This window comes from Arthrobacter gandavensis (genome assembly GCF_039528575.1).
GTDB lineage: Bacteria > Actinomycetota > Actinomycetes > Actinomycetales > Micrococcaceae > Arthrobacter_B > Arthrobacter_B citreus_B.
This window is the reverse complement of the sequence record NZ_BAAALV010000002.1, coordinates 1457089-1470202: the sequence shown is the minus strand read 5'-3', so window position 1 is coordinate 1470202 and position 13114 is coordinate 1457089. Positions and strand designations below refer to the sequence as shown.

General features: G+C 67.1%; 9 protein-coding genes. 3 read left to right on the top strand and 6 right to left on the bottom strand.

Annotated elements, in window-relative coordinates:
- Window positions 1-108: 108 nt before the first annotated feature.
- The 3 genes from ABFX29_RS10120 to ABFX29_RS10110 all read left to right on the top strand — a co-directional run bounded on the left by ABFX29_RS10120 (window position 109) and on the right by ABFX29_RS10110 (window position 5066).
- Window positions 109-3255: an efflux RND transporter permease subunit gene (locus tag ABFX29_RS10120; RefSeq protein ID WP_152227089.1), complete on the top strand. Its 3147-nt coding sequence runs from the start codon at window positions 109-111 to the stop codon at window positions 3253-3255.
- A 193-nt stretch (window positions 3256-3448) separates the two neighbouring features.
- Entirely contained in the window at window positions 3449-4561 is a 1113-nt protein-coding gene (locus tag ABFX29_RS10115) for an LLM class flavin-dependent oxidoreductase (RefSeq protein ID WP_152227087.1), read from the top strand.
- 4 nt (window positions 4562-4565) lie between these two features.
- Entirely contained in the window at window positions 4566-5066 is a 501-nt protein-coding gene (locus ABFX29_RS10110) for a MarR family winged helix-turn-helix transcriptional regulator (protein WP_152227085.1), read from the top strand.
- 66 nt (window positions 5067-5132) lie between these two features.
- Here the strand turns inward: ABFX29_RS10110 and ABFX29_RS10105 are convergent, their stop codons facing one another.
- Genes ABFX29_RS10105 through nadA form a run of 6 tightly spaced genes read right to left on the bottom strand, consistent with a single transcriptional unit; the run spans window position 5133 to window position 13113 of the window.
- Window positions 5133-6638 (bottom strand): MFS transporter, encoded by a 1506-nt coding sequence (locus ABFX29_RS10105; protein WP_152227083.1) that lies wholly within the window; start codon window positions 6636-6638, stop codon window positions 5133-5135.
- Complete coding sequence (locus tag ABFX29_RS10100; protein ID WP_152227081.1) at window positions 6638-8002, bottom strand: M20/M25/M40 family metallo-hydrolase; 1365 nt, start codon at window positions 8000-8002, stop codon at window positions 6638-6640. Before ABFX29_RS10100 ends, ABFX29_RS10105 begins: the two co-directional genes overlap by 1 nt.
- 50 nt (window positions 8003-8052) lie before the next feature.
- Entirely contained in the window at window positions 8053-9207 is a 1155-nt protein-coding gene (locus ABFX29_RS10095; protein WP_152227079.1) for a cysteine desulfurase family protein, read from the bottom strand.
- Window positions 9204-10145 carry a carboxylating nicotinate-nucleotide diphosphorylase gene (nadC, locus tag ABFX29_RS10090; protein WP_152227077.1) on the bottom strand — a complete coding sequence of 314 codons (942 nt, stop codon included), beginning with the start codon at window positions 10143-10145 and terminating at the stop codon, window positions 9204-9206. Before nadC ends, ABFX29_RS10095 begins: the two co-directional genes overlap by 4 nt.
- Before the next feature lie 20 nt (window positions 10146-10165).
- Window positions 10166-11815 (bottom strand): L-aspartate oxidase, encoded by a 1650-nt coding sequence (locus tag ABFX29_RS10085; RefSeq protein ID WP_152227075.1) that lies wholly within the window; start codon window positions 11813-11815, stop codon window positions 10166-10168.
- Window positions 11812-13113 carry a quinolinate synthase NadA gene (gene nadA, locus ABFX29_RS10080; RefSeq protein ID WP_152227073.1) on the bottom strand — a complete coding sequence of 434 codons (1302 nt, stop codon included), beginning with the start codon at window positions 13111-13113 and terminating at the stop codon, window positions 11812-11814. Before nadA ends, ABFX29_RS10085 begins: the two co-directional genes overlap by 4 nt.
- Between the last annotated feature and the right edge of the window lies 1 nt (window position 13114).

The following is a 13114-nucleotide window of genomic DNA, read 5'->3' as shown; positions in this document are numbered from 1 at the left end:
ACCTGTGTTTAAGGCGGCCCCGGGGAACCGCGGCCGCTCCCGCTACCCGGCACGGGAGGACGTATATGCGCACGTATGATGAATCCGTCTACGAATAAAGGCAGGTTCATGGATCGTCTGGCCAAACTCTCGCTCTCCAACCGGGCTCTCATTGCCCTCATCACAGTCTTTGTAGCGGTCTTCGGCGTGATCTCGCTGAATTCCCTCAAGCAGGAACTCATCCCTGCACTCGAATTCCCCCAGATCAGTGTGATTACCGCCCTGCCGGGCGCTTCCCCCGAAGTCGTGGATGCGCAGATCAGCGAGCCGCTCGAGGCCGCGCTCACCGCCGTCGAAGGGCTGGAGTCCTCGTCCGCGACGTCGCGGTCCTCGATCTCCGCCATCACGCTCACCTTCGCCTACGGCACCGACCTTGACCGTGCACGCGGCCAGGTTGACCGTGCCATTTCCAACGCGCGCCAGACGCTCCCGGAGGACGCTAATCCGCAGTCCCTGGCCGGGAGCATCAGTGACTTCCCCATCGTGTACCTGGCCGTCTCCAGCGACTCATCGCTCAGCGAGCTGAACTCCGAGCTGGAGCGCCTAACGGTTCCCCGGCTGCAGAAGATCGAAGGCGTCCGCACTGCGGAGGTAACCGGCGGTTCCCAGCGCCACATTGCCATCACCCCGGACCAGGCGGCACTCGCTGCGCTGGGGGCCTCGCCGTCGGCCATTGCCTCGGCGCTGGAGAACAGCGGTGCACTGATCCCAGCCGGCACTGTGGAGGAGGAAAGCCGTTCGCTCTCCATCCAGGTTGGCAGCCCCCTGGACTCGCTCGAGAAGGTTTCCGCCCTGCCTATTGAGGCGGAGGGCGCGTCACCGGGCTCCGCCCCGCCGACAATCGGCGACGTCGCGACCGTGGAAATCACCGACGACGAGCAGACGTCCATAACGCGTACCAACGGCGAAGCCACGCTGGCGATCTCCATCACCAAGACGCCGGCCGGAGACACGGTGGGCATCTCCCACGAAGTCCTGGACCTGATCCCCGCCCTGCAGGATGAGCTGGGCAACGGTGCGAGGTTCACCGTGATCTTTGACCAGGCTCCGTTCATTGAAAAATCGATTTCCGACCTCACCACCGAAGGCCTGCTGGGCCTGGGCTTCGCAGTCCTGGTGATCCTGGTGTTCCTGCTCTCGGTCAGGTCTACCCTGGTCACCGCGGTTTCAATTCCGCTTTCGCTGCTGGTGACCTTCATTGGCCTGCTGGCGTTCGGCTATTCACTGAACATCCTGACGCTCGGCGCGCTGACGATTGCGATCGGCCGGGTGGTGGACGACTCCATTGTGGTCATCGAGAACATCAAGCGGCACCTGGGCTACGGCGAGGAAAAACGCACCGCTATCCTTACCGCCATCCGCGAAGTCGCCGGTGCCGTTACCGCGTCCACCCTCACCACGGTCGCCGTCTTCGCCCCCATCGTGTTTGTGGGCGGCCTCGCCGGCGAATTGTTCCGGCCGTTTGCCGTAACCACGTCCCTGGCACTGCTCGCCTCGCTGCTGGTGTCCCTGACGATTGTTCCGGTGCTCGCTTACTGGTTCCTGAAGTCCTCCAAACCCGTCAGCGATCCGGAAGCATACCGGGCAGAGGCAGAGGCGCGGGAGCAGAAGACCTTCCTGCAGCGCGGTTACCTGCCGATCCTCCGCGGCACTCAACGCCACCCCGTTTACACGCTCCTTGCCGGCGTCCTGATCCTGGGCGGCACGGCAGCGCTGACCCCGCTGCTCCAGACCAACCTGCTGGGCGATACCGGGCAGAACACGTTCAGTGTGCGCCAGGAACTGCCGGCCGGAAGTTCGCTTCAGACCACCTCCGCTGCCGCCGAGTCCGTGGAAGAGGTGCTCTCCGAAACCGAGGGCATCAAGGACGTCCAAGTCACCATGGGAACCTCGACGTCGGGAATCGCCGCGTTCACTGCCGGCGGCGCCTCGGTAGCCAACTTCACGGTCATCACCGAACAGGACGTGGACCAGGTTCAGCTGCGTGAGACCGTCCGCCGCGAGCTCGAAGACCTGGGCGAGGATGCCGGCACCATTTCCCTGGGAACCCAGGGCGGCGGCTTCGGCACGTCCAACACCGTAGACATCGAGATCTCCGCCGGTGATCCGGCTGAACTCCAGCCCGCCTCCGATGCCCTGGTCGCGGCCATGTCCGATCTGCCCGGAGTGGCCGAGGCCACCTCCAACCTGTCCAGCTCCGAACCGGTGGTCCAGGTCACCATCGACCGCGCCAAGGCCGTGGCGGCCGGGCTGGATGAACAGCAGGTGGCCGGAATCCTGGCCTCCACGCTGAGTCCGCTTCCAGCCGGCACAGTCCAGCTCGGGACGGACGACCTGCCCGTGCTCATCGGCGAAGGAACCGAGGTGAACACCCTGGAACAGCTCTCCGGGATTGTTGTGCCGACCGCCGGCGGCCCCGTACCGCTGAGCGACCTGGCCGTCATCGAAGAAGTCCAGGTACCCACGTCGGTCTCCTCGTCCGGCGGGGAACGCACTGCCCTCGTTTCGGTAACCCCGTCCGGCGACGACCTCGGCGGAGCGATTGCCGAAGTCCAGGCCGAACTGGCCAACGTGGACCTGCCGACGTCGGTGACTGCAACCCTCAGCGGCGCAGCCACCCAGCAGAATGAGTCCTTCACCCAGCTGGGACTGGCGCTGCTGGCGGCGATCGCGATCGTGTACGTCATCATGGTTGCCACGTTCAAGTCCCTGGTGCAGCCGCTGATCCTGCTGGTCTCGGTGCCCTTCGCCGCAACGGGCGCCATCATCGCGCTGCTCATCGCCAACGTTCCCCTGGGCCTGCCCTCGCTGGTTGGCCTGCTCATGCTGGTGGGCATTGTGGTGACCAACGCGATTGTGCTGATGGACCTCATCAACCAGTACCGCAGGCCGCACGGACGCGAGCCCGGCATGAACGTCAGGGAAGCGATCGTCCGCGGTGCGCGGCAGCGCCTGCGCCCAATCCTCATGACAGCCCTGGCCACCATCCTGGCACTCACGCCGATGGCACTTGGTGTCACAGGCGAAGGCGGATTCATTTCCCGTCCGCTGGCGATCGTCGTCATCGGAGGCCTGATCTCCTCCACCGCGCTCACCCTGGTCCTGGTGCCCGTGCTGTACCAGCTGGTCGAAGGACCCCGGGAGCGCCGGGCCCAGGCACGCGAAGAAGCCGCACAGGCTGAACGGGAACGCCTCCAGGCGGAGGCCGCCGGCTGACCGGCAGCCCCGACGTCAAGGCCAACGGCAGGGCCGGCACCGCAGCGGGTGCCGGCCCTGCCGCGTTGCGGGAGCCGAAACCGGGGAATGAAATTCGGCGGCTACCTGTTGTAGACTCCCAGTAGATGCAAATGCATCTACCTTTTCGGGACGGCGAGCCGCTGCCGAAGCAGCTTCGCAACAGGAGGACACCATGCAGATCGGCGTATTCAGCGTCAGCGACATCACCCGCGACCCGGTTACCGGCCGGATGCCCACGGAAGGCGAGCGCATCAAGGCTGCGGTTGCCATTGCCCGCAAGGTCGAAGAAATCGGCATGGACGTCTATGCCACCGGCGAGCACCACAACCCGCCCTTCTACGCTTCCTCCCCCACCACCCTGCTGGGCTACATTGCTGCCCAGACAGAGAGAATCATTCTCTCCACCGCAACCACGCTGATCACCACCAACGACCCGGTAAAGATCGCCGAAGACTTCGCGATGCTGCAGCACCTCTCTGATGGCCGCACCGACCTGGTGCTGGGCCGCGGCAACACCGCTCCGGTTTACCCCTGGTTCGGCAAGAACATGCAGGACTCCGTGGACCTCACCGTGGAGAACTACAACCTGCTGCGCCAGCTCTGGGATAAGGAGACGGTCAACTGGCAGGGCAAGTTCCGCACCCCGCTCCAGAACTTCACCTCCACGCCCCGGCCGCTCGACGGCGTCGCCCCCTTCGTCTGGCACGGATCCATCCGCACACCCCAGGTCGCGGAGATCGCCGCCTACTTCGGCGACGGCTTCTTCGCCAACAACATTTTCTGGCCGAAGGAGCACTACATGCAGCTGATCGGACTGTACCGCGAGCGCTACGAGCACTACGGCCACGGCTCCGCCGACCAGGCGATCGTGGGCCTGGGCGGACAGTTCTTCATGCGGAAGAACTCCCAGGACGCCGTGAACGAGTTCCGCCCGTACTTCGACAACGCACCCGTCTACGGCCATGGGCCGTCCCTGGAGGACTTCACGGCACAGACCCCGCTTACAGTGGGAAGCCCGCAGGAAGTCCTGGAGAAAACGCTCACGTTCCAGGAGTACTTCGGGGACTACCAGCGTCAGCTCTTCCTCATCGACCATGCGGGCCTGCCACTGAAGACCGTGCTGGAACAGCTGGATCTTTTCGGCGAGTACGTGCTTCCGGAACTTCGCAGGGAACTGGATTCCCGCCGTCCGGCACACGTGCCGGACGGACCTACCCACGCCGGACGCGTGGCGGCTCGCGAGGCTTCACTGTCCACTTCCACCCCGGTAACTTCAGTAGGCTAATGGAATGAGTTCCGAGACCAGCCACGCAACCACCGTTAAAGAGACCGCAGAGGCGTGGGAATCACTGTTCCGGGCGCAGGTGGGCGTCATGCGCCGGCTGCAGCGCGACCCGGAGTTCAAGGAACTCACCATGCGCGAGTACGACGTGCTCTTCAACCTCAGCCGCTGCCCCACCGGCTGGACCCGCCTCAATGAGCTTAACGAGCACCTGCTGATCAGCCAGCCCAGCCTGTCCCGCATGGTGGAGCGGCTGGAGAACAAGGGGCTGGTCCAGCGCCGCCCGGCGCAGAACGACCAGCGGGGCGTTGAGCTGTCCCTGACCGGAGAAGGCCGGGCGGTGCAGAAGCGCCTCGGCCGGATCCACGTCCGGGGTATCCACGACCTGCTGGGTCCGGCCCTGACAGCCCAGGAGCTGGCCCAGGTCAAGGAACTCATGGATAAGCTCCTGGCCAGCCTCAACTCCGAGGGGTCAGGCACCAGCGACGGCCGGCCGGCAGGGGCCTAGGCTCTTTCGCGCCGCGCCGCGCCGCGCCGGCACCCGGTTCAGGTTCCGGGGGCCGGCGCCACCGGGCTACCTTGCCGCAGTATCTCCGGCCCCGGCACCGCTGCTGCCCGTTACGCCGTCGTTGCCGGCGATGCCGCTCTCCGGAAGTATCGGCGGGTCGGCGAAGGCCAGCCTGGGAACCAGCAGCAGCGCAGCCGCCGCAGCAAATGCCGTGACGGAGCAAACGGCCCACACCGTGAGGTAGCCCGACAGGGGTGCCGCAGTCGCCGCCCCGGCAACGTCCCCCAGGGACTGGCCCGCAGCGCTGAGCAGTGCAATGCCAAACACGGCGGAGGCAAAGGACCCGCCAATGGTCTTGGTGGTGTTGGTGAGCCCCGTTGCCATACCGGTTCGGTTCAGCGGTGCGGCCGCGGCCGCTGCGGAAGGCAGCGCTGCAACCAGCGCACCCGACCCCAGGCCGGCAATCACCATGTTGGTCAGCGTCTGTGCAAGGGAATCGTGGAACGGCAGGAACAGTCCGTATCCGATACCAACCACGGCTGCCGCCCCGGAAAGGGTGATCCGCGGCGTGCTCAGCTTTGCGGCCAGCGGGAACAGCAGCGCCCCTGCCAGCACCGACAGGACGTAGGCCCCAATGATCAGGGACACGGATCCGGCTTCCAGTCCCAGTCCGTAGCCGTGTGCTTCGCGGTCTGTCCGGGCAAAGGTGGACATGGGCGCCTGGGCACCCAGCACGGAGATCCCGAACAGGCCGGCGGTGAGCTGGACCGGCCACATGGTGGGAGCGCACAGCATCCGGATATCCACCAGCGGCTCGTCCAAGCGCAGCTGATAGCGCACAAACGGAACGAACGCCGCCACGCCTGCAGCCAGGACGGCCCAAACCCACCAGGTGCCGGGACCGTTGATCCGCAGGAAAGTCAGCCCGGAGGTCAGCAACAGCAGCCCAACGGCCAGCATCGCGAAACCCCGTACATCCAGGGCACCGCGGGCCCTCAGCCCGGACTCCGGCACCCCGAACCAGATGGCGAGGATACACAGGGTGGCAGCTGCCGCAGGCACCATCAGGGTCAGCCGCAGATCCCCTCCGAAGACCTCCACCAGCGCCCCGGCTGCGAGCGCTCCGGCGATGACGCCGAACTGCAGCCCGCCCACCAGCACACCGGCTGCCTTGCGGGTTACCGCTGCCCGGTTCGGGGCCGATGCGGCCCGGGCGAAGATGAGGGCAACTTCCAGGGGGAGCCACACCACGTAGAACCCCTGCAGCGACCAGGCAACGAGGAAGGTCCAGAAATCGGGCGCGAACGCCACGCCCCAGGAGGCTGCTGCCGTGAGCACGGTTGAGACCAGCAGGATGCGTTTGTGCCCGTACATGTCCCCCAGCCGGGCAAGGACGGGAACGGCCAGGGCGCTGAACATCAGCTGTGCTGCCTCGAACCAGTTCACGTCGCCGTCGGCGATTCCCAGGTTGCGGGCAATGTCGGTGAGGATCGGCGTGTAGTACCCCTGCAGGATTCCACTGGTGATTTCAACGAGCACCAGGAAGAACACCACGGGGCCGAGGGCACGCATCAGGGCACCAGGTTCTGCAGCAGGCGCCGGTAGAACGTGATGCCCTCGCCGAATGTATGAAGGGAGAGCTTCTCATTGTCCGCGTGGATGGAGGCCCGTGCAGCCTTGTCCATTCGGAACGGTGCGAAGCGGTACACGGCGTCGCTGATCGCGGTGTAGCGGCGTGAATCGGTGCCGCCGAGCATGATGTACGGCGCAGGGATGGCGTCCGGGAACACTTCGCGGATCGCTGTCTCCAGCGCGGCGAACTGGGCGTTCGACGTCGAGGAAACCGGTGAGGGCTCGCTGCCTTCCACTACGCGCAGGGAGACTTTCCGGTCCCGGACGGTGCGGCGCATCCGCCTCAGCACGGAGTCGATGCTCTCCCCCGGAGCGATCCGGACGTTTGCGTTGGCCGTGGCACGCGTGGGCAGGACGTTGGAGGCCTTGGATCCGGAGAGCTGTGTGAGGGCGACGGTGGTGCGGGTCAAGGCGTTGGGCTCGCCGCCCAGGGCGCCGAAGATCCGGGTTAACGGAAGCCGCAGCGAACCGGCGCGGGCAAACAGTGCCGCCGGCAGCGGGGATGCCCCGGCGGCCAGGCGTCCCAGCATCTCGATGGTGACCGGGTGCAGGGCCGCCGGGAAAGGCCTCTGGTCCAGACGCACGACGGCGCGTGCCAGCCGGGCAGCGGCACCGAGACGGGTGGGTGTGGAGGCATGTCCGCCGGGGTCTTCGACCGAGAGCTCTACGTCCAGGATGCCCTTTTCCGAGACACCAATGACGGCGACCGGGGACGTGACGAACGGAAATGCCTGGCTGGCAACTGCCCCTCCTTCATCCAGCACCAGCCAGGGGCGCACGCCGCGTTCCTGCAGGATGGCGGCTGCCCGGGCCGCCGTGTCACCGGCTGTTTCCTCATTGTCCCCAAAGGACAGCCAGACAGTGCGGGAAGGGGTGAAACCCTCTTCGAGCAGGGTTTCAACGGCCTCCAGGATGGCGGCCAGCGACCCCTTGTCATCCAGCGCTCCGCGTCCGTGGATCCAGCCATCCGCCAGGACACCGGCAAAGGGCGGATGTTCCCAGGTTGACTCGTCCTGGACCGGCACCACGTCGTAATGCGCCATCAGCACCACCGGGTCGAGTTCATCTTCCGTGCCCTGCCAGCGGAACAGGAGTCCCCCGCCAACTTCCTCCAGCGTCAGCCGCCTGTGGACCACGGGGAAGAGTGCGGCGAGTTCTGCGCGAAAGCGGGCGAACTCGCCGTCGTCCACTTCTTCGGGTATCCGGGAGGAAACCGTGCGGCAGGCGATGAGGCGGGCAAGTTTGGGGGCCGCAGCGTCTCCCCTGTCCCGGGGCAGCACTTCTGCCGGTGTGCTCGTATACATGGCAGCAGTGTAGGGCCGCTATGTTACCGGCGGGTTTTGCGACGCGTTTGCTACGTGCGCGGTGCCTGGGCCAGCCCTCTCACCCGCTCCACGGCAGCGCTGACGGCACGCGCCGCCAGGGCCACCTCGTTCTCCCGCACCGACGGCGTGAAACTGAGCCGGACCGCAGTCTGTGCGGTGTCCCTGTCCACTCCCATGGCGGTCAGCACCGCGGACGGCTCGTCCGAGCCTGCCGCGCACGCCGAGCCGGAGGAACACAGCACCCCTGCCCGTTCGGATTCCAGCAGCACTGACTCGCCGCTGGTCCCGGGGAAGCAGAAGGAGGCGTGCCCTGGCAGCCTTTCCGTTCGGTGTCCCGTCAGCTGGGCGCCGGGCACCGATTGCAGGACGGTCTCTATCAGGTAGTCGCGCAGTTTCACGGCGCGGGGGGCTGCTGCCGGGCGCTCCTGCTCTGCGAGCTTCAGCGCTGTGGCCAGTGCAACCGCACCGGCGACGTTCTCGGTTCCTGAACGGCGGCCGCGTTCCTGGCCGCCGCCGTGAATGAGCGGTTCAAGGGGCAGGACCCCGCGGACGTAAAGCAGGCCGCAGCCCTTTGGTGCACCAAGCTTGTGTCCGGAGATGCTCATGGCATCGATTCCCGTGCCGGCTACGGACACGGGCAGCCAGCCGGCGGCCTGCACTGCGTCCGTATGGAACGGTATTCCGCGTTCCCGGCACGAGTCGGCTATCTCCGCCACCGGCTGGAGGGTCCCCACTTCGTTGTTGGCCGTCATGATGGTGCATAAGGTGGTCTCGCGTGTCAGCGCAGCTTCCACGGCGGCGGCATCCACCCGGCCGGTTCCGTCCACCGGAACCAGCGTGATCCGGAAACCGTGGAAGCGCTGGAGGTAAGCCAGGGATTCGAGCACTGCCGGATGTTCGACGGCGCTGGAGACAATGTGCCGTCCCTGCGGGGATGCCAGGGCCAGGCCCTTTATCGCCAGGTTGTCCGCCTCGGTCCCGCCGGAGGTAAAGACAACGTCTCCGGGGCGGCAGCCGAGCACGTCCGCGGCGGTACGGCGGGCATAGTCCAGGGCGCGGCCTGCCGTTGCTCCCGCCGAGTGCGTGCTGGACGGGTTGCCGAAGTCACCGGTGTACAGCGGCGCCAGCGCAGCCAGGACCTCCGGGCGGACGGGGGTGGTGGCCGCGGCGTCAAAGTAGATCATGCGCGGATATCCAGGCCAAGGTCCAGTGCCCGGACACTGTGGGTCAGGGCTCCTGCGGAGATGATGTCCACACCGGTGGCCGCAATCGAGGCCACGGTTTCCAGCCGGACGTTGCCGCTGGCTTCCGTCAGCGCCCGTCCGTTGACGGCTTCCACCCCGCGGCGCAGGTCTTCGATGCTGAAGTTATCCAGCAGCACGGTGTCCGCTCCACCGGCCAGCACGGGTTCGATCTGGTCCAGTGAATCCACTTCCACCTCGAAATGAACGGTGTGGGAGAGCTGGTCCTTTGCCTGGCGGAGTGCCGAAGCGAGGTCCAGGCCGGCAGCTGCCAGGACGGCCAGGTGGTTGTCCTTCGCCATGACCGCGTCGGAGAGGGAATAGCGGTGGTTGAACCCGCCTCCGCACCGCACCGCGTAGCGTTCGAGCGCACGGAGCCCCGGGGTGGTCTTGCGGGTATCGGCGATGCGCGCCCGGGTTCCCTCGGTTTCGGCAACGAACCGAGCCGTCAGGGTGGCGATCCCCGAGAGCCGCTGGGCAAGGTTCAGTGCCACCCGTTCGGCGGCGAGGACGGTCCGGGCAGGGCCAGTGATTTCCGCGAGGATTCCTCCGGCGTCGAACCGTTCCCCGTCGCGGACCAGGCTGATCACCGCTGCGCCGGGCCCGGCGAGCCTGAAGGCCGCTTCCATGACCTGCTCGCCGCAGAAGACGCCTTCTTCCCTGGCCGTCAGGAAAGCGGTCGCCGCTGCGTCCTCCGGGATCAGCGCATGCGAGGTGAGGTCTCCCCACGGAGCATCCTCCGCGAGCGCGGCAGCAACCAGCTGGTCCACCGCGGTGCCGGGAAGCGGCAGCGGTGACGCCCCGGCGGTCCGCGGCAGCGGCTTCGGCTTCGGCTTCGGTGCAGCGGCTTCTGTGTGTGGCGGGAGCTGGGTATTCGTCATCCGGGTATTCCGTTCTTGGGTCAAACAGGTTCAGTGAGCGGGAGCGTGCTCTGGCGGCGGGCAGCCGGTGCGGCCTGTCTGCCAGGCCCGCCGGGCAGCTCATCGGAACGGAAATGCGCTCCGATGGAGGAACTGCGGCGTAACGCGGCTGCAACCAGCAGCCGGGCACACGTGAGCAGGTTGGCGTCTTCCAGGGCCTGCACGCGTTCTCCCCTGCCGGTGTCAAGAACCGGGCGGGCCGAGACGCCGTCCAGCCAATCTGCAGCCCTGCGCAGCCCGCTTCCGCTGCGCAGCACCCCCGCCTGCTCCCACATCAGGGACTTCAGGGCCGGGCGTTGGAGGGGCTCTGTTCCGGTCAGGCCTCCGCGGGAGCGCGGGTGGGGCATCGGGCCGGGCCTGGAAGTTGCCGCCGCCTTCGGCCCGGGCCGGATGCCTGCCCACAACCCGGCTGGTGTCCCGGCTTCCCAGGCCCGTCCGGCATCCCGGGCAGTGCTGGCCGCGGCAGCCCGGCCCCCGAATACCAGGCCTTCCAGCAGGGAGTTCGAGGCAAGCCGGTTGGCGCCGTGGACGCCGGTGCAGGCAACCTCTCCCGCCGCGTAAAGGCCGGGCACCGAAGTCCGCCCGGACAGGTCCGTGGCAACGCCGCCCATCCAGTAGTGCGCTGCGGGCACCACCGGCAGCAGTTCGCGTTCCCAGTCGAATCCGTGAGCGGCAGTCACGGCAGCCAGGCCAGGGAAGCGGCGCGCCAGGAATCCGGGTCCCCTGCGGTCCACGATTCCGGTGGCGTCCAGCCAGACGGTCCCCTCCCCCGTGGCCCTAAGGTGTCGGATGATCGAACGGGAGACGACGTCGCGCGGCGCCAGCTCGGCGTCGTCATGGTAACGGGCCATAAACCTCTCGCCCCGCGCATCGCGGAGCACCGCCCCTTCGCCGCGGACCGCTTCCGAGATGAGCGGGGTGCCGGGCACTGCAAGCGAGGTTGGATGGAACTGGAAGAACTCCTCGTCCGTCGTTTCCGCGCCGGCCCGAACCGCCAGTGCCACGCCGTCGCCTGTGGCACCGGAGGGATTGGTGGTGTGCCGGTAGAGTTCGCCCGCACCACCAGTGGCCAGGAGAACGGCTTGCGCCGCGATCCTGCGTTCGCGTCCCGCGGCCAGGATGTCCAGCCCGGAGACGGCGCCGCCCGTGAGAGCCAGCCTGAGCGCGAAGGCGTGCTCAACGACGGTGATCCCGGGGTGCGAGCGCACAGCGCCAATCAGGGCGGCAGCTATGCCTGCACCGGTGGCGTCACCGCCAATGTGCAGGATCCGCCGGGCGGCATGGGCTGCTTCCCGCGCCAGGGCCAGGGACCCGTCCGGGTTGGCATCGAAGCCGGCGCCCATGCCCTGCAGCCGCCGGATATGGGACCCGGCTTCGATGCAGAGCACCTCCGCGGCTGCACGGTTCCCCGCCCAGCCCCCCGCCGACAGCGTGTCCTCGCAGTGGGAAGCGGGGGAATCCCCGCCGGAGGACTGAGTTACCGCGGCGATGCCGCCCTGGGCGTGCCAGGTGTTGCTGTGCTCCAGCGCGGACTTCGTCACCAGCAGCACCGGATCATGCTGCGCCGCCTGTGCAGCGCAGAGCGCTGCATACAGGCCGGCGATTCCGCTGCCGACGACGGCGATGCTCAAGGCCGGACCGCCAGCATCCGTTCCAGGGCGGTGCGGGCCGCCGCCGCCGTGGCAGCCGGGACGGTGATCCGGTTGCGGACCTCTCCTGCCACGAGCCCTTCAAGTACCCAGGCGAGGTAGCCCGGGTGGATGCGGTACATGGTGGAGCACGGGCAGATCACCGGGTCGAGGCAGAAGATGGTGTGTTCCGGGTACTGCGCCGCGAGCCGGTTCACCATGTTGATTTCAGTACCGATGGCGAAGGTACTTCCCGCGGGCGCCGCAGCTATGGCTTTCTGGATGTAGTCCGTGGAGCCGGATTCATCTGCTGCGTCCACAACCGGCATAGGGCATTCGGGATGCACAATCACCCGGACGCCGGGATGTTCGGCCCGGGCCCGGGCGATCTGCTCCACGGTGAAGCGCTTGTGCACGGAACAGAAGCCGTTCCACAGCAGGACCTTCGCTTCCTGCAGGCGCTCCGCGGTGTTTCCGCCCAGCGGGAGCCGTGGATTCCACATGGGCATGGCGTCCAGCGGAATCCCCATGGTCTTGGCCGTATTGCGGCCCAGGTGCTGGTCCGGGAAGAAGAGGACCCGCTGGCCCCGCTCGAACGCCCATTCAAGCACGGACGCGGCATTGGAGGATGTGCAGACGATCCCGCCGTTTTCCCCGCAGAACGCTTTCAGGGCGGCCGAGGAGTTCATGTAGGTCACTGGAATGACCGGCCGCATCCCGCCGGCCTGGGGCGCTTTGCCGTAGAGGGCGGTGAGCTGCTCCCAGCATTCGGCGACCGAATCGGCGTCGGCCATATCTGCCATGGAACAACCCGCGGCAAGGTTCGGCAGCACAACAGCCTGGTCCGGCCCGGAGAGGAGGTCCGCTGTTTCCGCCATGAAATGGACCCCGCAAAACACAATTGCTTCGGCCTCCGGACGGATTTTGGCGGCGCGGGCGAGCTGGAAAGAGTCCCCCACAAAGTCTGCATGGCGCACCACTTCGTCGCGCTGGTAGAAGTGCCCGAGGATCACCGCACGGCTCCCCAGAGCGGCCTTGGCACGGAGGATCCGCTCGTCCAGCTCCGCTGCGCCGGCCTCGCGGTATTCAGCCGGAAGTTCGCCCTGGCGGGGTGTTCCGGCAGGGACGGTATCCCCAAGGGACGCGCCGGGTCCGTATCCCGGAGCGGCGTCGAAGGTCCAGGGGCCGGCGGCAAGGCCCGGGGTGCAGGCTGCGGTCTGTGCCTGCGCCTCTTCGGGTCCGGAAAGCAGGGCGATCCTGGTGGCCACGCTCCCGCTTGGGACCGGAATCGTTTCAGTCATG